Origin of the sequence: Thermobrachium celere DSM 8682 (genome assembly GCF_000430995.1) — a bacterium.
In the GTDB taxonomy this organism is placed as follows: Bacteria; Bacillota; Clostridia; order Clostridiales; family Caloramatoraceae; genus Thermobrachium; species Thermobrachium celere.
In genome coordinates, this window is the sequence record NZ_HF952018.1 from 895,877 (window position 1) to 916,023 (window position 20,147).

27 protein-coding genes are annotated in these 20,147 nt (G+C 27.1%); all 27 read right to left on the reverse strand.

Annotated elements, in window-relative coordinates:
• Positions 1 to 3: 3 nt before the first annotated feature.
• Complete coding sequence (fliF, locus tag TCEL_RS04850) at positions 4 to 1,566, reverse strand: flagellar basal-body MS-ring/collar protein FliF (protein ID WP_018661719.1); 1,563 nt, start codon at positions 1,564 to 1,566, stop codon at positions 4 to 6.
• 24 nt (positions 1,567 to 1,590) lie between these two features.
• Positions 1,591 to 1,887, reverse strand: a complete 297-nt coding sequence (fliE, locus tag TCEL_RS04855; protein ID WP_018661721.1) for a flagellar hook-basal body complex protein FliE — start codon at positions 1,885 to 1,887, stop codon at positions 1,591 to 1,593.
• A 9-nt stretch (positions 1,888 to 1,896) separates the two neighbouring features.
• Positions 1,897 to 2,319 (reverse strand): flagellar basal body rod protein FlgC, encoded by a 423-nt coding sequence (gene flgC, locus TCEL_RS04860; protein WP_018661723.1) that lies wholly within the window; start codon positions 2,317 to 2,319, stop codon positions 1,897 to 1,899.
• Positions 2,320 to 2,330: 11 nt separating this feature from the next.
• A complete protein-coding gene (gene flgB / locus TCEL_RS04865; protein WP_018661725.1) occupies positions 2,331 to 2,735 on the reverse strand; it encodes a flagellar basal body rod protein FlgB in 405 nt (134 codons plus the stop codon).
• Positions 2,736 to 2,989: 254 nt separating this feature from the next.
• Positions 2,990 to 3,370, reverse strand: a complete 381-nt coding sequence (gene fliS, locus TCEL_RS04870) for a flagellar export chaperone FliS (RefSeq protein ID WP_018661727.1) — start codon at positions 3,368 to 3,370, stop codon at positions 2,990 to 2,992.
• A gap of 5 nt (positions 3,371 to 3,375) precedes the next feature.
• Positions 3,376 to 3,726, reverse strand: a complete 351-nt coding sequence (locus TCEL_RS04875) for a hypothetical protein (RefSeq protein ID WP_018661729.1) — start codon at positions 3,724 to 3,726, stop codon at positions 3,376 to 3,378.
• 12 nt (positions 3,727 to 3,738) lie between these two features.
• Positions 3,739 to 4,080: a flagellar protein FlaG gene (locus TCEL_RS04880; protein WP_018661731.1), complete on the reverse strand. Its 342-nt coding sequence runs from the start codon at positions 4,078 to 4,080 to the stop codon at positions 3,739 to 3,741.
• 117 nt (positions 4,081 to 4,197) lie between these two features.
• The gene (gene fliT / locus TCEL_RS04885) at positions 4,198 to 4,536 is read right to left on the reverse strand and encodes a flagellar protein FliT (RefSeq protein ID WP_018661732.1); all 339 of its coding nucleotides are present in this window, start codon (positions 4,534 to 4,536) and stop codon (positions 4,198 to 4,200) included.
• Positions 4,533 to 6,080 carry a flagellar filament capping protein FliD gene (fliD, locus tag TCEL_RS04890; RefSeq protein WP_018661733.1) on the reverse strand — a complete coding sequence of 516 codons (1,548 nt, stop codon included), beginning with the start codon at positions 6,078 to 6,080 and terminating at the stop codon, positions 4,533 to 4,535. The genes fliT and fliD overlap by 4 nt, the downstream gene beginning before the upstream one ends.
• A gap of 1 nt (position 6,081) precedes the next feature.
• Positions 6,082 to 6,303: a carbon storage regulator gene (locus TCEL_RS04895; RefSeq protein WP_018661734.1), complete on the reverse strand. Its 222-nt coding sequence runs from the start codon at positions 6,301 to 6,303 to the stop codon at positions 6,082 to 6,084.
• Positions 6,291 to 6,710, reverse strand: a complete 420-nt coding sequence (gene fliW, locus TCEL_RS04900) for a flagellar assembly protein FliW (RefSeq protein WP_018661735.1) — start codon at positions 6,708 to 6,710, stop codon at positions 6,291 to 6,293. The genes TCEL_RS04895 and fliW overlap by 13 nt, the downstream gene beginning before the upstream one ends.
• Positions 6,711 to 6,719: 9 nt before the next feature.
• Positions 6,720 to 7,586, reverse strand: a complete 867-nt coding sequence (gene flgL / locus TCEL_RS04905) for a flagellar hook-associated protein FlgL (RefSeq protein ID WP_018661736.1) — start codon at positions 7,584 to 7,586, stop codon at positions 6,720 to 6,722.
• Positions 7,587 to 7,594: 8 nt separating this feature from the next.
• Entirely contained in the window at positions 7,595 to 9,331 is a 1,737-nt protein-coding gene (gene flgK, locus TCEL_RS04910) for a flagellar hook-associated protein FlgK (protein ID WP_018661738.1), read from the reverse strand.
• A gap of 11 nt (positions 9,332 to 9,342) precedes the next feature.
• Entirely contained in the window at positions 9,343 to 9,768 is a 426-nt protein-coding gene (locus TCEL_RS04915; protein WP_040683742.1) for a flagellar protein FlgN, read from the reverse strand.
• A complete protein-coding gene (locus tag TCEL_RS04920) occupies positions 9,765 to 10,043 on the reverse strand; it encodes a flagellar biosynthesis anti-sigma factor FlgM (RefSeq protein ID WP_018661742.1) in 279 nt (92 codons plus the stop codon). Before TCEL_RS04920 ends, TCEL_RS04915 begins: the two co-directional genes overlap by 4 nt.
• A 65-nt stretch (positions 10,044 to 10,108) precedes the next feature.
• Entirely contained in the window at positions 10,109 to 11,224 is a 1,116-nt protein-coding gene (fliY, locus tag TCEL_RS04925) for a flagellar motor switch phosphatase FliY (RefSeq protein WP_341348975.1), read from the reverse strand.
• The gene (gene fliM / locus TCEL_RS04930; RefSeq protein ID WP_018661745.1) at positions 11,214 to 12,203 is read right to left on the reverse strand and encodes a flagellar motor switch protein FliM; all 990 of its coding nucleotides are present in this window, start codon (positions 12,201 to 12,203) and stop codon (positions 11,214 to 11,216) included. Before fliM ends, fliY begins: the two co-directional genes overlap by 11 nt.
• 13 nt (positions 12,204 to 12,216) lie before the next feature.
• On the reverse strand, positions 12,217 to 12,606 hold the full coding sequence (locus TCEL_RS04935) for a chemotaxis protein CheW (protein WP_018661746.1): 390 nt from the start codon (positions 12,604 to 12,606) through the stop codon (positions 12,217 to 12,219).
• A gap of 12 nt (positions 12,607 to 12,618) precedes the next feature.
• A complete protein-coding gene (locus tag TCEL_RS04940; RefSeq protein WP_018661748.1) occupies positions 12,619 to 12,978 on the reverse strand; it encodes a response regulator in 360 nt (119 codons plus the stop codon).
• 16 nt (positions 12,979 to 12,994) lie between these two features.
• Positions 12,995 to 13,153, reverse strand: coding sequence for a hypothetical protein (locus TCEL_RS14070; protein ID WP_242823437.1), 159 nt, complete (start codon positions 13,151 to 13,153; stop codon positions 12,995 to 12,997).
• Positions 13,154 to 13,176: 23 nt separating this feature from the next.
• Entirely contained in the window at positions 13,177 to 13,590 is a 414-nt protein-coding gene (locus TCEL_RS04945) for a chemotaxis protein CheC (RefSeq protein WP_018661752.1), read from the reverse strand.
• A gap of 13 nt (positions 13,591 to 13,603) precedes the next feature.
• Positions 13,604 to 15,595 carry a chemotaxis protein CheA gene (locus tag TCEL_RS04950; protein WP_018661753.1) on the reverse strand — a complete coding sequence of 664 codons (1,992 nt, stop codon included), beginning with the start codon at positions 15,593 to 15,595 and terminating at the stop codon, positions 13,604 to 13,606.
• Between the two features lies 1 nt (position 15,596).
• Positions 15,597 to 16,373 (reverse strand): CheR family methyltransferase, encoded by a 777-nt coding sequence (locus TCEL_RS04955; protein WP_018661755.1) that lies wholly within the window; start codon positions 16,371 to 16,373, stop codon positions 15,597 to 15,599.
• A 4-nt stretch (positions 16,374 to 16,377) separates the two neighbouring features.
• Positions 16,378 to 17,421 carry a protein-glutamate methylesterase/protein-glutamine glutaminase gene (locus tag TCEL_RS04960; RefSeq protein WP_018661757.1) on the reverse strand — a complete coding sequence of 348 codons (1,044 nt, stop codon included), beginning with the start codon at positions 17,419 to 17,421 and terminating at the stop codon, positions 16,378 to 16,380.
• Positions 17,422 to 17,423: 2 nt separating this feature from the next.
• Complete coding sequence (locus TCEL_RS04965; RefSeq protein ID WP_018661759.1) at positions 17,424 to 17,906, reverse strand: hypothetical protein; 483 nt, start codon at positions 17,904 to 17,906, stop codon at positions 17,424 to 17,426.
• Between the two features lie 16 nt (positions 17,907 to 17,922).
• On the reverse strand, positions 17,923 to 18,369 hold the full coding sequence (locus tag TCEL_RS04970; protein WP_018661761.1) for a chemotaxis protein CheW: 447 nt from the start codon (positions 18,367 to 18,369) through the stop codon (positions 17,923 to 17,925).
• Positions 18,370 to 18,381: 12 nt separating this feature from the next.
• A complete protein-coding gene (locus tag TCEL_RS04975) occupies positions 18,382 to 20,142 on the reverse strand; it encodes a DUF342 domain-containing protein (RefSeq protein WP_018661763.1) in 1,761 nt (586 codons plus the stop codon).
• Positions 20,143 to 20,147: the final 5 nt, after the last annotated feature.

Below are 20,147 nucleotides of genomic sequence, written 5' to 3' on the forward strand. Positions count from 1 at the left end.
TTATCACCTCTCATCCTCAGCAAGCCATGTTTTAATAAGCTCTACAACTTGCTCTGGCTTTGTTGATGCGTAGTTTCTGATTTCTTTTTCTAGGTTCATATTTTGTTCCATATCTTCTAAAACAGGTTCATAGGCTATTGGCTGTTTTTGTAATACATCACCAATTAAAACATCTATATTATTTTGTTGTTCAATTTGTAGATCTTCAATTTTACGTTTCTTTCTTAGTGCTAAATAGATAATAAATAATACAATAAGTCCTGCTACTGCTTCTCCAATCATAATATACATTTTTCTCTTTTTAATTAATTCTTCTTGCTTTTTCATTTCTTCAAGATCAGCTTGAATTTTTTTCTTAAATTCATCATTGAAGGTAATGGATTCAATATTTATTACATCTCCTCTTTCTTCTGAAAGACCAGTAGCTGCTACAACAATATTTTTAATTGATTGCTTTTCTAATTCATTTAAATTGCCGTCTATAACAACTGAAACCGAAAGCCTCTTTATTTCACCAGGAGCTTTAATTATTTTTTCTTCTGTTTGGCCTATTTCATAATTAGTAATTTCTTCTTCTCTGCTTGATGTTGAAGATTGATTATTACCTTGTATAGTATTTGACATATTATTATCAATTGGGCTTGATCCACTTCCCTGAGAATTAGTGTCATTTGATGTTTCTTTAATTTTTTGCTGGCTTCTTATTATGGAATCTTTATCATATTTTAAAGTAGTTATTTGTCTTGAATCAAAATCAAGGTCTGCATTAATTTTAACTGTGACTTTATCTTTTCCAAAAACTTTTTCAAGCATATTTTTTACATCGTTTTGAAGGTCCATTTCAAATTGTTTTTTGAACTCATGTTGTTTGTTTGATGTTAAAATTCCATTTTGTTCTGATTCGAATATATTTTCACTTAATAAATTCATATTATTGTCTACCACTTCTACGTTTTCTTTTGGAAGATTTTTAACGCTTGATGATACTAAAGATATAATTGCTTTTACTTGTTCTTGTGTTAATTTAGTATTTCCTTTCAATTTAATTGTAACTGATGCTCTAGCCTTTTCTTCATCTCTTGTAAATACTGATTCTTCTGGGAGAACTAAATGTACTCTAGCTTTTTCAATCTCTTCAAAACCTTGTATTGTTCTTGCAAGTTCTCCCTCCAAGGCTCTTTGATACATTATTTTGGCTTCAGTATCCGTAACACCAAACTTGTTGTTGTCAAATAATTCAAAACCTTTTATAGAAGATGGCAAGTTAGTATCTGAAAAAATAGATAGTCTTATTTCTTCTACTTTATCTTTAGGTACTAATATTGAATTCCCATCTATTTTATATTGAATTTTATCTTCTTTAAGTTTTTCAATTATTTTAGCTGAATCTTGAGGTTCTAAATTTGAAAAAAGAACGTCATATTCAACTCTGTTTAAATATATTCCTATAATTATACTTGAAAGAATAATTCCTGTTAAAAGTACAATGATAGATACTTTTTTAGATTTTGATAAATTACCCCATTTATCACCTACACTTTTAAAAATATTAAGTAGTTTATTCATTTTTGAAGCACTCCTTTATAATAACTATAACTGCATTCTATTTAGCTCTTGGAAAGCCTCTACTAATTTATTTCTTATTTGAATTGCTAGTTCTAATGAAAGCCTTGCTTCTTCTACAGAAAGCATGACTTCATGTATATCTTTAGCGTCACCTTTTATAAGTTCAATTGTTTTATTCTCAGCCTCGACTTGTTTTTCATTTAACTGATCAATTTTTTCTTTTACTATCTTTGAAAAATCGATATTATTTTGTTTTTCAATTAATTGTGTATTTGAAATATTGTTAGTAGTCAAAAAATTGATGTTATTAATATTTGGCATTTATAACACCTACCTTCCAATCTCTAATGCCTTAAGTGCCATTTGTTTTTGTGAATTAAAGGCTGTTACATTTGCTTCGAAAGCACGTGTTGCAGTTATTAAATCCACCATTTCATTCAAAATATTTACATTGGGCATCATTACATATCCATCTTTATCTGCATCAGGATGAGATGGATTATATACCTTTTTAAACGGTGAATTGTCTTCTGTTATCTTGTCCACTTTTACGCCATTATATTTTGAGTTTAGTTTGTTAATAGAAGAATTTAAATTTTCTTTGAATGTAACTATTTTTCTTTTATATGGACCACCATTTTCAGTTCTTGTAGTTTCAATATTAGCTATATTATTGGAGATTATATCCATTCTAATTCTTTCTGCTGATAAACCACTAGCACTTATTCTCATTCCGCTAAAAATGTTATTCATATTTTCACCCCTTATTTAGCATTTATTACACTTCTTCTCATTGCAATTCTAGTATTTGCTTGACTTATAAGTGCATTATATAATATTTGGTTTGCTGCCAAATTTGCCATTTCTAGATCTATATCTACATTATTTCCGTCAAGTCGCATTGATTTAGAATTATCTTTTTTTATTGTATGGGTTAAATTTTTTAAATTGTTACTATCACCTATGTGATTTTTGTTTGTTGTTTTTAAAAATATGGAGCTATTTTCTAATATACCCTTGACCTTTTCTTCGAAAATAACTCTATTTGCTTTATAGCCTGGGGTGTTTACGTTTGAAATGTTATGAGCGATCGCTCTTGCCCTTTCAGAAGATGCATCTAAAGATTTTTTTATTAGAATATAGGATATATTGTCTATGCTATTTGCCATATTTACACTCCTTTTTTGAGTTTTTACTCTTATATATAACAATTTATTACATAATTCATCATTAGTCAACATAATTTACGTTAATTTAAAAAGAAAAAAACATAAATTTATCAATTTAAAATAATATAAAATAAAATTAAAAAACATATTAAATTCTACAAACTAATTTTATAATATTTTTTTTCATTTGAAAAGTAAAAATTACAACAAAAATAGGTCCTATTTTACAATAGGACCTATTTTTTTACAATATTTTATTTCTTTATTCTTTTATATGCTTCTTCAAAAGTCTCCTTTAATTCTTCTGCAAATCCAAGTATTTCTTCTGCTATTTTTGCATCTTTTTTTATATTTGCTTCAACTAATCTTCTGTACATATAATCATAGAGTGCCATTAGGCTTTTTGCTATTTCTCCTCCAACTTCCATATTAAGTGTAGACATGAATTCTAAAATAATGTTCTGTGCCTTTATTAAGTTTGTATGTGCTTTTTGTAAATCTTTCTCCTCTAATGATGTAATTGCTTGTCTTATAAATTTTACTAAACCATCATAAAGCATTAATAATAGTTTTTCTTTTGATGCTGTATTTACACTGTTTTGTTGGTATATATTTAAAGCTGATGAGCTATACAATGCTTTTACCCCCTTATATCAATCAAATTTCCAGTTTCATATTGTATATTTTTAAAAATAAAATCCAGATCATCTACATATGTTTCAATTAAAACATTTCCTTTATCATTTAAAATTTTAACTTTTATTTTTTTATTTTTAATTTCTGCGTTTAATTTAAGGTTGAATTTTAATAGGTATTTAGCAAATTCCTCTATTGCCCTTTCCTGTTTTGAAGAATTAAAATTCTTTTTATTATAATCTCTATTTATTTCAACTTGTGCTGTTTCATGTACTATTCTATCTATTATTTTTGTTTGTATTTGCTTTATAGTATGATAGTCAATTTTATCTAATGTTATTGGGTTTATTGGCATATAGCCTTCCCCCTATCTTTTTTCATCAACAATAACCCCAGCTAACTCACACATTTTAGCAACCATATCTAGTATTTTTTTTGGTGGTATTTCTTTTATTACCTCACCTGTATCGTCATTTACTATTTTCACAATTACATCATTAGTTTTTTCGTGTATTTCAAATTTAAGATGTGTACTCTCACTAAATATTTTATTAGCTTTTTCAACTGCATCAACGAGTTGATTTTTATTTAAATTTTCTGGTTGGTTATTTTTAATGGGCAAACTAATTTCTAATTCAGGATTACCAACATTTTTGGTTCTGTATAATTCTAGATTTAATTGATTATTTATAATTTTTAGGCTTTCCATTTTTATTCCCACCCTCAGAAGTATTATTTATTTATATTATCGTTTTCCAATTTGCAAACTTTAGTATTATTTAAAATTAAAATTACATTTAAAAAAGGAGGTGCGACCTCCTTTTACTTAATATTTTATATGAACATAAACAGAATCTATAGGCTCATTAATTTTATATCTATTATTAACACTTCTTTGCTCTTTAACCTTTTTAATGTTTTCTTTTATTTTTTGTTTTAATTCAATAATTGCATTGTTTATTTTTTCATCAATTTTTAATATGTTTAATTCACTTATAATATTTTTAATTTGACTTTTATCTTCGATGTTTTCAATTTCATTTATAATTAGTTGTCTTTTATCTAAAAGTTCATCTAATAGGTCTACATCTTCATTATTTATTGCATTAATTATATCTATAGATAGTTCTTTATAAATGTTTAAAAGGTTATATAAATTTATCATTTAAACATCGCTCCTAGCTGAGATGATAGCCATGTAGCTTGATCATTATATTTTTGCATTGCCTTTTCAAGTTTTGCAAATTGCTGATAATATTTATTTTCTTTGTCAAATAATTTTTTATTAAGTTCATCTATAAGTCTGTCTTTCTGTTGTAATTCTTTATATAAAAGATTATTAAATTCACTATAGTCACCCTTTAAACCCGCCTTTTCAAGTAGTAGACCTTTTTTACCTGAGGAATTTCTAGTAGTTCTTATATTATCCTCTAAGATATCCTTTATTCTTTGGAAAATACCTAACTCACTATTTCTATCACTTCTTGCTGTATATGTTTTATTTGGATCATATGATATTGAAGAAGATTTTGTTAGCAGGTTTAACACATCTTGAGGCCTATTTTCAAGTGCATTTTTTAATTTTGATTCATCAATAAATATTTTTCCTTTTTGAGTATAATCACTAGAGGTTGATAAGCCTATTTCTTGTAAAGTTATACCTACATCTTTAACTGGTTCAAAAAAAGCTTGCCTTAAGTTATAAACTAAATTTTGTAAAATACTGTCACCTTTTAGAAGCCCTTCTTTTGCTTTATCTTCCCACTTCTTAATTTCATCTTCCTTCATTTCCTTTTTTTGATCATCTGTTAGGGGTTTATATGAGTAAGCTCTTTTTTCGGAAAGTTTTTTATTGATTTTATCAATTAGTTCATTATACTTTTCTACAAATTCTTTTATTTTATCTGTGACAGGTTTTGAATCTACTCCTATTGAAAATTTAATAGTGTCAGTTACTGATTCATTTAATGTAAATGTTAATCCATCTATTGTAAAAGTGTTGTTTGATTTTGTTACTGAAGTATAATCTTGAGCTCCAGGAACTTTAATATAAAAACTAGCATCTACTCCATTGTTTTCATATCCATTATTAATACCTAATATATTACTTTCTCCAGTTATTTTTATATTTGCATCATATCCTGTTTTTACAGTTTCAATAGTAATTTTCTTTGTAATTTCACTATAATATGCTTTTAATTGTCCCTTAGATTCAGCATTAATTGTGTTAATAATATCTTTATATGTTGTATTTTCATTATAATTTATTGTGATAGTGCTACCATTATTGTATTCAATTGTGAAAGATCCATTAGAATTTACTGTACTGTTAATATTATCTATATCTTTAGATTGTGCCTTAGCTGTCTGTGCTAAAGTTATATCTTTTATCTCGTATTGACCTACTCTTGCATTTGACGTAGCTGCAATTTTTACAGCTGATGTAGCTGATGACATATTTACACTATAAGGTGATAGACTATTTGAAGATAATATATACTTTTCAGGGCTTAAAATATCAAAGTATGTTCTCTTAAATGTATTTAAATCGTTTATTATTTCTCTATATAAATCTTGTCTCCATTGTATTATTTGTCTGTCTTGTTTTACCTTATTAACTTTTGTTTTTTCAGCCTGCATAAGCTGTTTAACCATATTATCTACGTCTAAACCAGTTGCAAGTCCTGTAATTCTTAGGGTACTTGGCATATTATCCCCCCTTTTTAATTTTACCTATAAGCATCTCTATATTCTCAATAGAAATTATATTTTGATTCTTTACCTCATCTAGTAATTCTGATCTAATAACTTTTATATTTTTTGGTGCTTCTATTCCTATTTTTATATTACCTTGGGATATATCTAGTATTGTAATTTCAATATTTTCTCCAATCTTTATTTTTTCACCCTGTTTTCTTGTTAAAATAAGCATGGTATCTCCTGCCTTATGTTATATTTCTTTTCATTTAAAATTATTTGTTTTGCATTCATATTATTAATATTAATAACTATTGGTGCTAGTAGGTTGACTGTAATTTTATCTTTTCTTACTGTAACTACGTTATAAACAATAACATCTTTGTAATCTTTTATTCCTAAATAATTAACTTCCTCATCTGTTAGTTCTATCTCATAATCTTTGAAATAATCCCAAGGATTTATAATTAAAAATGCTATTTCTCTTTCATCAATACTCTGCAGACATTTTAAATTAGTATCTTCTATGTCAAGTATAACAAACCTTTTATATTCATCTAATCCAGGTATACCTTCGTTGAAGTATATAATATTTTCTTCTTGAATTATAATATCTCCAAAAAATTTAGTTGAAATTTGCATATCTATCTCCTACCTTAAAAAGTCTAATAAACTTGGTTGTAGTATTTTTGCACCTGTTTGAAGTGAGGCTTGATAAATACTCTCCATCACTTTGTATTCCATTACTTTTTGTGCCACATCTATATCATAAGTTTTTGCAAGTAGTTGTGTCATATTAAAGGTTTCCTGTTCATTTTTTTGAAGCATATCCTCTAACCTTTTTTGTTTTGCACCAACCTCTGCACGTATTCTTAAGAGATTATCAAATGCACTATCTAAATTTTTTAACTCATCTGCAGAAGATTCGTTGTTGTTTAATCTGTTTACAATATTATCTATGATTGAAAATATATTTTCAAAATCTTTCCCTTTTATACCTATATCCATGGTAACACCAAATGACATTTCTTTTATTAAACCATTGTCGGAGCCATTGTACTTTATTTTATTATTATCTTTTATAAACGGTGGCTCAGTTGTTTTATCTCCACCAAATATATATCTTCCATCATATGATGTGTTTCCTATTTGCATTATTTGTTCATTTAACTGTTCTAAATGTTTTGCAATAGCATAACGTTCAGTTTCTGAATATGCCCCATTCCCTCCAGCAATGGTTTTCTCCCTTACAATTTGCATAACTTCACTTATTTGAGATAAAGCTGCATCTACTGTATCAAGCCAACCAATTCCTTCTTCTATATTTTTTTTATATCTTTCGTTTGCTGCGATAGAGGACTTAAGTTCCATTGTACGCGCTACTCTAAATGGATCATCAGAAGGTCTTTGAACTTCATGACCAGATGAAAGTTGGTTTTGGTACTTTTGCATTTCTTCAAGATTTACTTTTAAATTACCTAGAAAGTTTCTTGATAAAACTTTATTTGTAATTCTCATTTAATCACCTACCTTCTAATTAAGCCATTAACAACTAAATCTAAAAGTTCGTCTATAACACTTATCATTTTTGCATTTGCTTCATAGGCTCTTTGGAATTGAAGCATATTTGTCATTTCTTCATCTAGTGATACTCCTGATACTGATTCTCTTCTTATCACAAGTTGATCAACTAGATTTTCTTGATTTTTTACCATTCTTTTTGCTTCTTGATTAGAAACACCAAGTTGAGATATTGTTGCTTTAAAATAATTGTCAATTGTAGTTCCAGAGTTATTGCTTGTCATTTTCATTTCATCAAAATTAAGTTTAACACTACTTATAAAATCCTCTCTACTTTGTAACCCTAAAAGATTAAAGCGTGTATTTCTAAGTTGACCTATTAATAATGCTCTTTCACCATTTCCTATAAATGTACCTTGTTTATTTGCAGAGATGTTATTTAAATTTTCTTTTATTTTTTGATCGATGGATATAATTTTTGCTGCAATATCACTATTTTCTACTTCAGGATTAAAGAAATTAATACCATTACTACTAGTATTATTAGTATTATTAGTATTACCAGAATGTATTGTATTAACAGAAATAGCTAAACCTCTAGCTAAATTATTTAGTTGTTTTTTATAATCATTTATTTCAAACGATAAACTCTCTAATCCTTTTAGACTTCCATTTGAGAAATTTATTGGACTACTATTTTCTATATTATCTCCAATTAGTATATGAGGCATTATATTTAATATTTTTATATTTTCGCCATTCTGTTCTATATTAAAATATTTCTTTAATTCTTCTATATCATTTATACTAACTGTTAGTTCAAATTCTTTGTTTATATCACCATTTATATAACCTTTTATTTTAGCTTCTAATGGTAAACTGTCTCTATTAATTGTAGCTGGAAAGTTATTTTTATTAATTATTTTATCAGATAATTCAAATGAAATATCATTTACATAATAAAAATTGTTAACTATGCTGCTATCTGAAACTAATAGTACACCTGGAACCTGATTTGATATGTCTTTAGCATAGATTTTTATTCCATTATAATCTGTCTTTTCAATTTCTATTGCAAATCTTTCTGAAAGCTTGTCTAGTAAAAGATCTCTTTTATCCATTAAGTCATTAGGATTTTTACCACCGATAGTTACAGCCTTAATCTGCTGGTTCAAATCGGATATTTGTTTAAGAATGCTTGAAACTTCAAATATTTGATTTTGTATAAGATCAGCAATATTTACTTCAAGATCTTCGAGTTGTTTATAGTTGTGGGATATACCATTACATAATGCTTCTGCATTGCTTCTTACAAGTTCTCTTTGAGCTTGACTTTCAGGGTTTGAAGCTAACCCCTGCCATGCATCCCAAAAATTCGTTAATAATGTAGCAATTCCTGTATTGGATGGTTCTGTAAAAATTGTTTCTATAGTTGAAAGAAATTGTTCTCTAACTTTATAATTTTCTAGTGTACTAGTTTCCTTTCTAATATAAAAATCAAGAAATTCATCTCTTGATCTTGTTATGCTGTCAACTAAAACACCTGTACCTAATTGCCCTGGTTCTGCTGCTGTTGTTAAAGAAGGCATACCAAATGGTTGAGAGGTTTTTAAATTAGCCCTTTGTACTGAATAACCTTCAGTATTTGCATTTGCAACATTATGAGAAATAACATGTAGAGCAGTTTGTTGTGCTTGCATCCCCCTTTTTACAATATTAAATGTATTAAAAAGACCACTCATTCTAATTCCTCCTAAATTTTAGTTGTAAAAATACTATTTACATTTTCATTTAATTTTCCTGTATCTTTATAAGTTACAACCCTATTCCCTTGACTTAACATATTGTTGAACATTTTTATATATCCAAGAGATTGTTTTGTTAATAACAAACAAAGCTCATTTTTTTCTTTAACTTCATAAGTTATAGCTTTTAATTGATCAATTAAATCAGCACTTATTAGACCTTCACTTATTAATTCATCAGAGCCTTTGTCACTACATAATTCTCTTCTCTTTTTTTCAAGTTTTGAAAGTTCTAACATCAATTTCTTTTTTTCTTCAACGATATTAACTAACTTTGAAGCCTCATCTTTTTTTAAAACATCAATTTCAATATCTAATAATTTATTTACTTCATTTAACATATTGATTTGTTGAATAATAATTTCTTTAATCATATGTTTTCACGTTCCTTTAATTCATTTATAATCGATTTTGCAATTTCTTCAGAATCTATAAAATATTTATTATCCTTAATTAACTTTTGTAATTTTTCAATCTTTTCATTGTAAATATCATAATCTTTTACTGCATTTATATATTTAGCCAGTTCTTTGCTTGTATTTGATATTTCAATTGTGTCTTTTTTGTTTTTCTTATTTTCTATAGAATTATACTTATTGTTATTTTTATATATATTAATAACTTTATTTGTATTTAAGCTAATTTTCATATAAACCACCTCACTTGTTTTATCGTTTAAAATAGAAAAAACTTTAGAGTAAAAAGTCTGCAGAATTATTTTTCCTGCAGACTTTTTACTCTTTCATCACTACTTATTATACTTGTTATTCTTACTCCAAAATTTTCATCTATTACAACAACTTCACCTAATGCTACTTTTTTTCCGTTTACTAATATCTCAACTGGTTCCTCAGTTAATTTATCTAGTTCAACTAGAGAACCTACTGATAGCTCTAAAATTTCTTTAATTGTTTTTTTAGTTCTTCCTAATACAACTGAAATTTCTAGTGGTACGTCTAAAATTAAATCAATATTTTTCATTTCATTACTTGCTATAGGAGTTAATGGAGCAAACTCAGCTTTTTGTACATTATATATCTGATTATTTGTTTGTATATTTGTTTGCATAGTATTAAAATAATTAACTTCAGGTTCTATATTATTTAATGATACTTCATCAGCATTGAAGATGTCAATGCTATCATTTGTTACTTTTGAATATTGTTGAGTTTGTGTTTCTTCTATGCCAGTTAGTTTATTTATAATCATTTTTGCTGTTGGCAATGGTAAAAGGAGCATTATTTCACTATCAACTAGAGCATCAATAGTTAATCTGAATGCTATTTTTACAATTTCTTCATTTTCAGAAATTTTTTCTGAAAGCTTATTATTTTTTTCGTCCCAAACTGATGCATATGGAGGTGAAATGTTTATTGGCATATTTAACATTTGTGAAAGGGACGTAGCAGCTGAACCTATCATCTGGTTCATAGCTTCAGAAACAGCACTAATTTCAATATCTGATAGTGAATCAGCCTTTCTTGTACCATCGCCACCCATCATTAAGTCAGCAATAACAATTGCATCAGTAATTTTAATAAGCAATAAATTTGCACCAATTAATCCTTCTATATATTCTACTTCAACTGAAATTATTGGAACATCAAATTCTTTTTTCATTTCACTTAGAGTTGTTAGGCTAACTTTTGGTGTTGTTATATTTACCATTCTATTAATTATTGTAGATAAAGCAGTTGAGGCCGACCCCATTGAAATATTTCCAACTTCGCCTAGTAAATCCTTATCAGTTTCTGATAAGGAAGGCTGAACAAAAGCACCATTTAATAAAGCATCTATTTCTTCTTGTGAAAGTAAACCATCATTCATCATCTTCCACATCCTTATCTAAAATATTTGATATTTGAATTCCTAATTTTTTACCAATAGATCCAGGATAAACTTTATAGTGTAGTTTATTTTCAATGTAATAATTTAATGAATCAGATATTTTTGTATTCAATTTTATACAATCACCAACATTTAAATTTAGAAAATCTTTAACAGTTATAAGTGATTTGCCTAATTCTACATGAGTATTTACTTCAACATTCATTATATTTTTTTCTAGTTTTTTTGTTGTTGAACTGTCTAGCTCTGTTTTTAAGTTTGTTCTGTATTGAATTATTAATCTATCAATATATTTTTCAACTGAAATATAAGGAATACACATATTTATGAAACTTTGATTATTATTAATTTGTACTTGCATGGTTATAAGTTCAACAGGTTCATTAGGCGCTAGAAATTGATTTAAAACTGGATTTGTTTCTAGTGAATCAAATCTAGGTTCTACGTCTATTACATCTTCCCATGCAAGTTTTAAACTTTCAATTAGTTTAATGTTAATTTTCTTTATAATATTTTTTTCTATTTCCGTAAATTCTCGAACCTTTATTAATTCTTTACCTTCACCACCAAATAAAATGTCTATAACTTGGAAAACAAATTGTGGTCCAGTTTCAAATAAAAATATACCATTAAATGGTTCTAAAAAATATGTTACTAAAATTGTCGGGTTAGGTATAGAATGTATAAATTCTTCGTATGTTAATTGTTCTGTTGATATAACTTTAATTTGAACAGAGGTTCTTAAATTTGCTGTTAAATAGTTTGATGCAATTCTAGCAAAATTTTCATGAACCATCTCTAAGGTTTTAACATGTTCTTTTGAAAATTTGTTTGGCCTTTTAAAATCATACTTTTTAACTTTTTGTTTTGTTTCTTCTGGCTTTTCTTCTAGACTCAATTCACCTGAACTTAAGGCAGACAGGAGGGCATCTATTTCACTTTGAGATAATATTTCTCCCATCTTATCCCTCCTATTACTTTAATAGATTTTCACCATCTATTAGTGTAACTATATATTCTTTAAAATTGATAACTCCTTTAATTAGATTATTATCATTATTTATCTTTTCTATAATTTCATCTTCAACATCAACAACCTCTTGAACACTGTCAACCATAAGTCCAATTTTTTCATCTTTAACTTCTACAATAATAATATTTTCACATTGATTATTGGATATTATATTTAAATATTTTTTTAAATCAATTACAGAAATTATATTTCCTCTAAGATTTGCAAGTCCACTAACGTAATATGGTGCTGTTGGCACTTTTGTTATATTCATCATTTTTTCAATGCCATGAACTATTCTTGTTTCAAGGGCATATTTTTCTTTCCCTATGTTAAATATAACAACTTGCATTATAATCAACTCCTATCCGAGCACCTTCTTTAATGCTTCTAAAACTCTTTCTGGTTGTAAAGGTTTTACAATAAAATCTCTTGCACCAGATTTTATTGCTTCCATAACCATAGCTTGTTGCCCCATTGCTGAACACATTATGATTTTTGCATTAGGATCGAATGCCTTTATTTCTTTAACTGCTTGAATACCATCCATTTCTGGCATTGTAATATCCATTGTTACAACATCAGGTCTTTCAGCTTTGTATATTTCTACTGCCTTTGCACCATTTGGAGCTTCACCTATAACTTCATAACCATTCTTTGTTAAAATATCCTTTAACATCATTCTCATAAAAGCAGCATCATCAACTATTAACACTCTTGCCATTTTTATTCCTCCCTTACTAACATAAACCTAGTTTTTTCAAAATAAAATTGAATGTACCTGGTTTTGGTATAAAAAAGAAGTTACCTGCTATTTCATTATTATCTATTATAAATTTTGTATCAATAGCTAAAATTAGATCACTATACTGTTCTGCGTCAATGAAAGTGGTTGTCATAACTGCTGCCAACATATCATATGCTACTGATGGAACAGAAGTAAAGATAGATTAGTTATTTGTGATACAGCATTTAAATAAGAATTACCTAATATATTACCAATTTCTTGGAACATTGAATAAAACATTTCTTCATTAATATTAGAAAAACCAAACATTAAAGTATCAAAAAACTTTTGAGCTTCTTCATTTTTTACTAAAAACAAAATATTGCCTTGTATATCACCAAAAACTTTTAGTAGAACAGCAACAACTTCATCATCTTCATTTCCAACTCTTTTAATCATATCGCTAAATTCTAATATGTCAAGTTGAGGAACTGACATATCAACTTTTTTATTTATTAATTGTGATAATGCTGTTGCTGCATTACCTGCACCTATATTTCCAATCTCCTTCAAAGCATCTATTTGTAGTTCATTTAGATTTAGCTCCATATCCTCACCTACTTTATACTATAGCCGCTACATCAAGAATTAGGGTTACTAATCCATCACCTAAAATTGTAGCCCCAACATATTCTTTTAGATTTTGAAGAAGTTTACCAATAGGTTTAATTACAATTTCTTGTTGACCTAAAAGTTCATCTACTAAAAGTCCTACAGTTTTTTCTCCAGCTTTAACAATTACAATATATTTATTTTCTGAATAAGTTTCTTCTAAATTTAATTTTTGTGAAAGTCTTATAATTGGTATAATCTTGTCTCTATATAATATTACTTCTTTGTTATTAGTTAATTTAATTTCATTAACATTAATATTTATTACTCTATCAATAAAACCTAAAGATATTGCAAAAGTTTCTCCAGATACTTTTACTAATAGAGCTTGTATTATAGATAGAGTTAAAGGAAGTCGTATAATAAATGATGTACCTTTTCCTTTTTCACTTATTACTTCTACTGTACCACCTAAGTTGGCAATTTTAGTCTTGACAACATCCATTCCAACGCCACGGCCAGAAATATCAGTTATTTTATCACTGGTGCTAAATCCTTGCATGAAAATTAAGTTTTTAATGTCGCTTTCTGACATACCTTCTGTATTAATACCTATACTTTCAGCTTTTCTTTTTATTTTTTCAATGTCAAGACCTCTACCATCATCTTCAATTCTTATAACAGCTTTATTTCCTTCTTGATAAGCAATCAATTTAATTGTTCCTTTTGATGGCTTACCGAGTTTTATTCTTTCCTCTGTTGGTTCTATTCCATGATCAGCTGCATTTCTTATTAAGTGCACTAATGGTTCTCCTATTTCATCTATTACTGTTCTATCAAGTTCTGTATCTTCACCCTGAATTATTAATTCAATATCTTTACCAAGTTCTTGTGATAAATCACGTATCATTCTTGGGAAACGATTAAATACTCTTTCAATAGGAAGCATTCTTACTTTCATTACTAAGTCCTGTAGATCAGATGTTATTCTTCCCACTTGTTCTAGTGTTTCATGTAAGTCTGTTAATTTGTAATTCATACTTAATTGTTCTAATCTAGTTCTATGAATTACTAATTCACCAACTAAATTCATAAATTTATCTAGTCTTTCAAGATCAACACGAACAGATTGATGAGCTTTTTTATTTTTATCTTTATCTTCTTCTTTTTTGTTAATTGGCGTAATTTCAGTATCTTTTTTAGTTTTATTATCTTGAACTTCTTTATTTATTTGTATTTTCTCATCTTTTTCTTTAACATTGATTTTTAGGTCAGATCCCTTTGGAATATCAATATTTACTTCTTTTATCTCTGAAACATTTAAAATTAACTTTTTAATTTCTTCCTCATTTTTTTGTGTTAAAAACATAATATAAAATCTATCATTAAAGTTTTCTTGTTCTAGTTCTTCAACTGATGGAACAGTCTTTAAAATTTCTCCAATATCTTCTATTGTCTTATAAACTAAAAACGCTCTTGCAGATTTTAAAAGACAATCATCAGCTAAAATAACTTCAGCTATATAAACATTATAGTTTTTCTCTTTTGCTTGTTTTATTATATTTTCATCGTAGATATTTAAAGAAAAATCAATTGAATTATCTGATTTAGTATTTTTAGTTTGCTCATTATTTATATTTTCTAATAAATCCATAATTTCCTTAATATCTACTGTATTGTTATTATCTTCTCTTATGTTATTTATCATTAATTCTAATGTATCTAAACATTTAAATAAAACAGTTATTATATTTGAATCAACCTTTAAAATATCATTTCTAAATTTATCAAGAACATTTTCCATTTTATGAGTAAGATCTGCTATGTCATTAAATCCCATGCTTCCTGCCATACCCTTTAATGTATGAGCTACTCTAAATATTGAATTTATTATTTCTTTATTATCAGGATCCTTTTCTAATTCTAAAATATTTTCATTAAGTGTTTGTAAATTCTCAGTTGATTCTTCTAAAAATATATCGAGATATTGGGACATATCCATATCAATTACCTCCCGGTTTTCTATATATAAAAGTTGAAGCTTTTTCAAATCCTAATTCGCGATAATTATATATGCTTTCAGTAGCTCCAACAAATAGCAAACCACCTGGTTTTAGTGATGTATAAAATTTTCTATATATTTCATTTTTCGTCTCTTGAGTAAAGTATATTACAACGTTCCTACAAACTATTAAATCAAACCCTGTTTCATAGCTATCCATAATTAAGTCATGTTTTTTAAATATAACACGTTTTTTAATCTCATCAATTATTTGATACTTGTCTTGAACTTGTATAAAGTATTTCTTTAATAGATCATCATCAACGTTTTTAACTTCATTTTTATTATAAATACCTTGTTTTGCTTGCTCTAGCACGGTTTGATCTATATCAGTGGCCAATATATTATGTTTTTTATTTGGTGTAATTTTATCTAATATAATAGCAAGAGTATATGGTTCAGCGCCTATAGAGCAAGCTGCACTCCATATTTTTAGAGTGTTTTTTTCAGGATTTAAATGTTCTTTTATTTTTCTTTCAAGATCTAGGAATAAATCTTTATTTCTAAAAAATTCTGAGACATTGATTGTTAAATGGTCCAAAAACTTTTTGCTTATATTTTTATCCATAGATAGAATATTAATAAACTCTATTTCGTTTTTGGCACCTACACGTTGCATGAAATTTTCAATTCTCCTAATTAATTGTTTAGATTTATAGGCAGATAAATTTATTCCATATTCTTTAGCAACAAACTTTTCAATTTTATCAAAATCCATAAAGTCACGCCCTCTTTAATAGTTTTAAAATGTAATTTAGTATTTCATCTTCTGGTAAAATTATATCAACACAACCTGTTTGTATAGCTGCTTTTGGCATTCCAAAAACGACTGATGTAGATTCATCTTGAGCAATTACATGGCCACCATTCTTTTTTACTTCTTTTACACCTTCTGCACCATCTTTTCCCATGCCAGTAAAAATTGATGCGATAACACCTGATTTATAGTAATTAGCAGCACTTATAAAAAGTTTATCTACAGCTGGTCTAACTCCATGTATTTGAGGTGATAAATCAAGTTTTATTACACCATTAACGACGGTCATATGATAACCACCTGGTGCAATATATACAACATTATTTTCTATCTTTTGATTATCTTCAGCCTCTACTACTCTTAAGTTGCTTGATTTGTTCATTCTATCGGCAAATGCTTTGGTAAATCCAGTTGGCATATGTTGAACAACCAAAATCGGTATATCAATATTGTTAGGAAGTTTAGTAATTAAATCAAATAAAACCTTTGGGCCGCCTGTTGAAGCACCTAATAGTAAAGCATTAAAATTATTATTAAAACTATTAACTTTACTTTTATTTGAAACAAAATTAGATATTACTTTATTGTTAGTTTTTAATTTGTTTTTATAGGCATAAGCATAGCGTATTTTTTCTGTTATCTCATCTTTTACTTTATTTATATCTAACGATATACTACCCGAAGGTTTTTGTATAAAATCAAAGGCACCAAGCCTTAATGCTTCGATTGTAATGCTAGAACCTTCACTTGTTAAGCTGCTTAACATAATTACTTCTGCCTTTGATACTTTTTTAAGCTCTACCAATGCTTCAAGCCCATTTTTTCTTGGCATTTCAACATCTAGTGTTATAATGTCTGGATTTAACTTAATAGCTTTTTCAATAGCTTCAAATCCATCTTTTGCTGTATCTATAACATACATATCTTTTTGACTATTTATAATGTCGGATATCATTTTTCGCATAAAAGCTGAGTCATCTACGACTAGTACTTTTATTTTATCAAACATAATTACATCTCCTTTATACCTACCCCTGTTATTTTTAATGTAACAATTCCTGTATTAGAGTCTACTATCATTGTTCTTCCTTTGTTACCTCCGATATCTTCAGCTGTGATAGGTATATTTAACTCTTTTAATACCTTTCTTACTGCTTCAGCATTTCTAGCCCCAACATCCATAAAGTTGCTTTTATCAGCGAATGAGAACATACTAGCACCGCCAGCTATTTTTGCTCTTATGTTTAATTTCGATGCACCTAGATCTAATAATTTTTGCAATAAAATTGGAATTGCTGTATCTGCATATTTTAAAGGATTGCTAACATTTGAAAAACTCTTACTATCTGGAAGCATAATGTGGGAAAGACCAGCAATTTTATTTTTTGTATCTAATAAAGCAATACCTATACATGAACCCAAGCCAAGTGTAATTAGTTTATTTGGTGCTTTAGTTACGTTTAAATCTCCAATACCAACCTTTATTTCTTGCATTTATATCTCTCCATTTTTATAGTGTAGACAATGATGAGAACTCTTCCTTTGTTAATATTTTCTCTGTATCAATTATCATAATAATTCTATTTTCTTTTTTTAGTATACCGTTAATATATTTATTTGAATATTGGCTTATTACTTCTGGTGTTGACTCGATTTCATCTTTTTTTACATCAATAACTTCCTGAACATCATCAACTAAAAGACCTATGGATTTTTCATTATGTTTTACTACTATAATTTTAGAATTTATGCTGTCATTGTTTTGTTTGTTAAACTTGGCATTTAAGTCCATTATTGGTAGAATATTATTTTGATACTTAATGATACCTTTAATGAAATAAGGTGATTCTGGAACTTTTGTTGGTTCAATATATCCTAAAATTCTTTCAACCTGTTGTATGTCAATAGCAAATTCTTCATTATTAAGCTTAAATACAACTGCTTTTTCAAAAGGCATCTAATACCACCCCTATAATTTTAGATTTTCAACTCTAAGTTCACCTTTTTCCATATAGGCTTTAAAACTTTTTACTGGTTCATCAATTTTAAATTTAATTTCATCAAACATTATTATAGTATTTTGATATACTATATCAGCCTCAATTAAACCCTCTTTTGATGTTTTTAATATTGTTGTAACTCCTATAGCTGACCCAACTTCTCTCGCTTTAATAATTTTTTTTGCTTCGATTTTACCACCTCTTAATACGCTTTTGTTATTTTTAAATATTATACAATTTTCAGCATATACATTAGTATTATAACAACCAACACCTGTAATTTCTACATTGTTTGTCGAAAAAATAGTTGAATTTTGACAATATGCAATTTTAACATCTGAGGGTGATAAATCTATTTTAATATTTTCTATTAATGATGAAGTTAAGTCTAAAGTTACAAAAACATCCTCCAGACAGCCTTTAATTGATATTAAATTTAAATTGTCATGTATAGATTGTACTTTTTGCAACAAGTCTTTATCAGTTTTTGGAGTATTAATAATATCTATATACATATTATCGATATTATCTTTTAAAGTTTTTAATTTTGAAATTATAATAATTTTTAACAGTTTTGATATTTTATCATTATCAGTTATTACATTTTTATTAGATACCTCTTTATATATTTGAATTAACTTCATTAAAAATTCTCTAACGAACATCAAATAAGATTCAATCTTAATCATATTTGCTACTTTTGATCCTACAATAACTTTAGAACCAATAACATTACCTGAAACAGTAATATCTGCATTGGCATATAATTCAGATAAATTAACATTTCCATTTACTATAATTTCTTTACCACTAATAATTTTAATGCCATCTAATACATTTCCATCAATATATATAGTGCCATTAAATTCAATGTTTCCAACTTTTTTATCTATGTCACCTTTTATTTTATAGGTAGGGAAAACACAAATACTGTTGTTTTTAATTTTAGGCATACCTGAAATTTCAGCTATTGCGTTTATTTCATCGAGAATTTTGCATCCAGGACCATTTTTTATATTAATTTTTTTTCTTTTTCTTGGATGAACTGGTTTTCCATAAATATCAAATCCAATTGTTCCTTCTCTACCTATATGCAATGTAGCTAATATACTACCCTTTTCTACAAAATCAACTTCATTGATGTTATTATAATAATCGACTTTTTCAGCATTTTCTAAAGTTATATTATTAATTTCCTTTTTTCCAAAATAGTATTCTATTTTATCATCAATTGGATCTACTGGAGGTTTGCCTTGTGCTATAATTCCTTCTCCTGTTTCAATTATTTTTTTAATTGAATCTATTTGAATACCATAAATTACTTTGTTTTCATTTAAAATATCAAAAATCAACTTTGTTATTTCAGCATCTTGTAGGTCTTCATTTGTAAAAAAATAATCAATATATATATTACTATCTAAATTAGTATCTTTTATAGACCACTTTTTAAGTTTTGTTTTATTTAATTTAATTTCAGCAATTAATTTGTCACTAGAAACATTTAGATTTATAAAATTTTTATATATTTTGTGATTTAATTCAACTTCTAATATATCATCTGCATTAAATTTAAATGGCCCATCCATAACGATATTATTTACTTTTACTAATAAATCACTGTTAAAACTAACATTTATATTCCCTTCACCTGAATAATAAATTAATTTACCATTTTTAAATTCAGATTTACTAATATCATCTATTTTTTTAATTTTCTTTTCAACAATCATACCAA

What these genes read in the sequence shown, in the direction of transcription:
- fliF (WP_018661719.1), bottom strand. Translation starts at nt 1,566, where the DNA reads ATGAATAAACTACTTAATATTTTTAAAAGTGTAGGTGATAAATGGGGT.
- fliE (WP_018661721.1), bottom strand. Translation starts at nt 1,887, where the DNA reads ATGCCAAATATTAATAACATCAATTTTTTGACTACTAACAATATTTCA.
- flgC (WP_018661723.1), bottom strand. Translation starts at nt 2,319, where the DNA reads ATGAATAACATTTTTAGCGGAATGAGAATAAGTGCTAGTGGTTTATCA.
- flgB (WP_018661725.1), bottom strand. Translation starts at nt 2,735, where the DNA reads ATGGCAAATAGCATAGACAATATATCCTATATTCTAATAAAAAAATCT.
- TCEL_RS04875 (WP_018661729.1), bottom strand. Translation starts at nt 3,726, where the DNA reads ATGCCAATAAACCCAATAACATTAGATAAAATTGACTATCATACTATA.
- TCEL_RS04880 (WP_018661731.1), bottom strand. Translation starts at nt 4,080, where the DNA reads ATGGAAAGCCTAAAAATTATAAATAATCAATTAAATCTAGAATTATAC.
- fliT (WP_018661732.1), bottom strand. Translation starts at nt 4,536, where the DNA reads ATGATAAATTTATATAACCTTTTAAACATTTATAAAGAACTATCTATA.
- fliD (WP_018661733.1), bottom strand. Translation starts at nt 6,080, where the DNA reads ATGCCAAGTACCCTAAGAATTACAGGACTTGCAACTGGTTTAGACGTA.
- TCEL_RS04895 (WP_018661734.1), bottom strand. Translation starts at nt 6,303, where the DNA reads ATGCTTATTTTAACAAGAAAACAGGGTGAAAAAATAAAGATTGGAGAA.
- fliW (WP_018661735.1), bottom strand. Translation starts at nt 6,710, where the DNA reads ATGCAAATTTCAACTAAATTTTTTGGAGATATTATAATTCAAGAAGAA.
- flgL (WP_018661736.1), bottom strand. Translation starts at nt 7,586, where the DNA reads ATGAGAATTACAAATAAAGTTTTATCAAGAAACTTTCTAGGTAATTTA.
- flgK (WP_018661738.1), bottom strand. Translation starts at nt 9,331, where the DNA reads ATGAGTGGTCTTTTTAATACATTTAATATTGTAAAAAGGGGGATGCAA.
- TCEL_RS04915 (WP_040683742.1), bottom strand. Translation starts at nt 9,768, where the DNA reads ATGATTAAAGAAATTATTATTCAACAAATCAATATGTTAAATGAAGTA.
- TCEL_RS04920 (WP_018661742.1), bottom strand. Translation starts at nt 10,043, where the DNA reads ATGAAAATTAGCTTAAATACAAATAAAGTTATTAATATATATAAAAAT.
- fliY (WP_341348975.1), bottom strand. Translation starts at nt 11,224, where the DNA reads ATGATGAATGATGGTTTACTTTCACAAGAAGAAATAGATGCTTTATTA.
- fliM (WP_018661745.1), bottom strand. Translation starts at nt 12,203, where the DNA reads ATGGGAGAAATATTATCTCAAAGTGAAATAGATGCCCTCCTGTCTGCC.
- TCEL_RS04935 (WP_018661746.1), bottom strand. Translation starts at nt 12,606, where the DNA reads ATGCAAGTTGTTATATTTAACATAGGGAAAGAAAAATATGCCCTTGAA.
- TCEL_RS04940 (WP_018661748.1), bottom strand. Translation starts at nt 12,978, where the DNA reads ATGGCAAGAGTGTTAATAGTTGATGATGCTGCTTTTATGAGAATGATG.
- TCEL_RS14070 (WP_242823437.1), bottom strand. Translation starts at nt 13,153, where the DNA reads ATGACAACCACTTTCATTGACGCAGAACAGTATAGTGATCTAATTTTA.
- TCEL_RS04945 (WP_018661752.1), bottom strand. Translation starts at nt 13,590, where the DNA reads ATGGAGCTAAATCTAAATGAACTACAAATAGATGCTTTGAAGGAGATT.
- TCEL_RS04950 (WP_018661753.1), bottom strand. Translation starts at nt 15,595, where the DNA reads ATGGATATGTCCCAATATCTCGATATATTTTTAGAAGAATCAACTGAG.
- TCEL_RS04955 (WP_018661755.1), bottom strand. Translation starts at nt 16,373, where the DNA reads ATGGATTTTGATAAAATTGAAAAGTTTGTTGCTAAAGAATATGGAATA.
- TCEL_RS04960 (WP_018661757.1), bottom strand. Translation starts at nt 17,421, where the DNA reads ATGTTTGATAAAATAAAAGTACTAGTCGTAGATGACTCAGCTTTTATG.
- TCEL_RS04965 (WP_018661759.1), bottom strand. Translation starts at nt 17,906, where the DNA reads ATGCAAGAAATAAAGGTTGGTATTGGAGATTTAAACGTAACTAAAGCA.
- TCEL_RS04970 (WP_018661761.1), bottom strand. Translation starts at nt 18,369, where the DNA reads ATGCCTTTTGAAAAAGCAGTTGTATTTAAGCTTAATAATGAAGAATTT.
- TCEL_RS04975 (WP_018661763.1), bottom strand. Translation starts at nt 20,142, where the DNA reads ATGATTGTTGAAAAGAAAATTAAAAAAATAGATGATATTAGTAAATCT.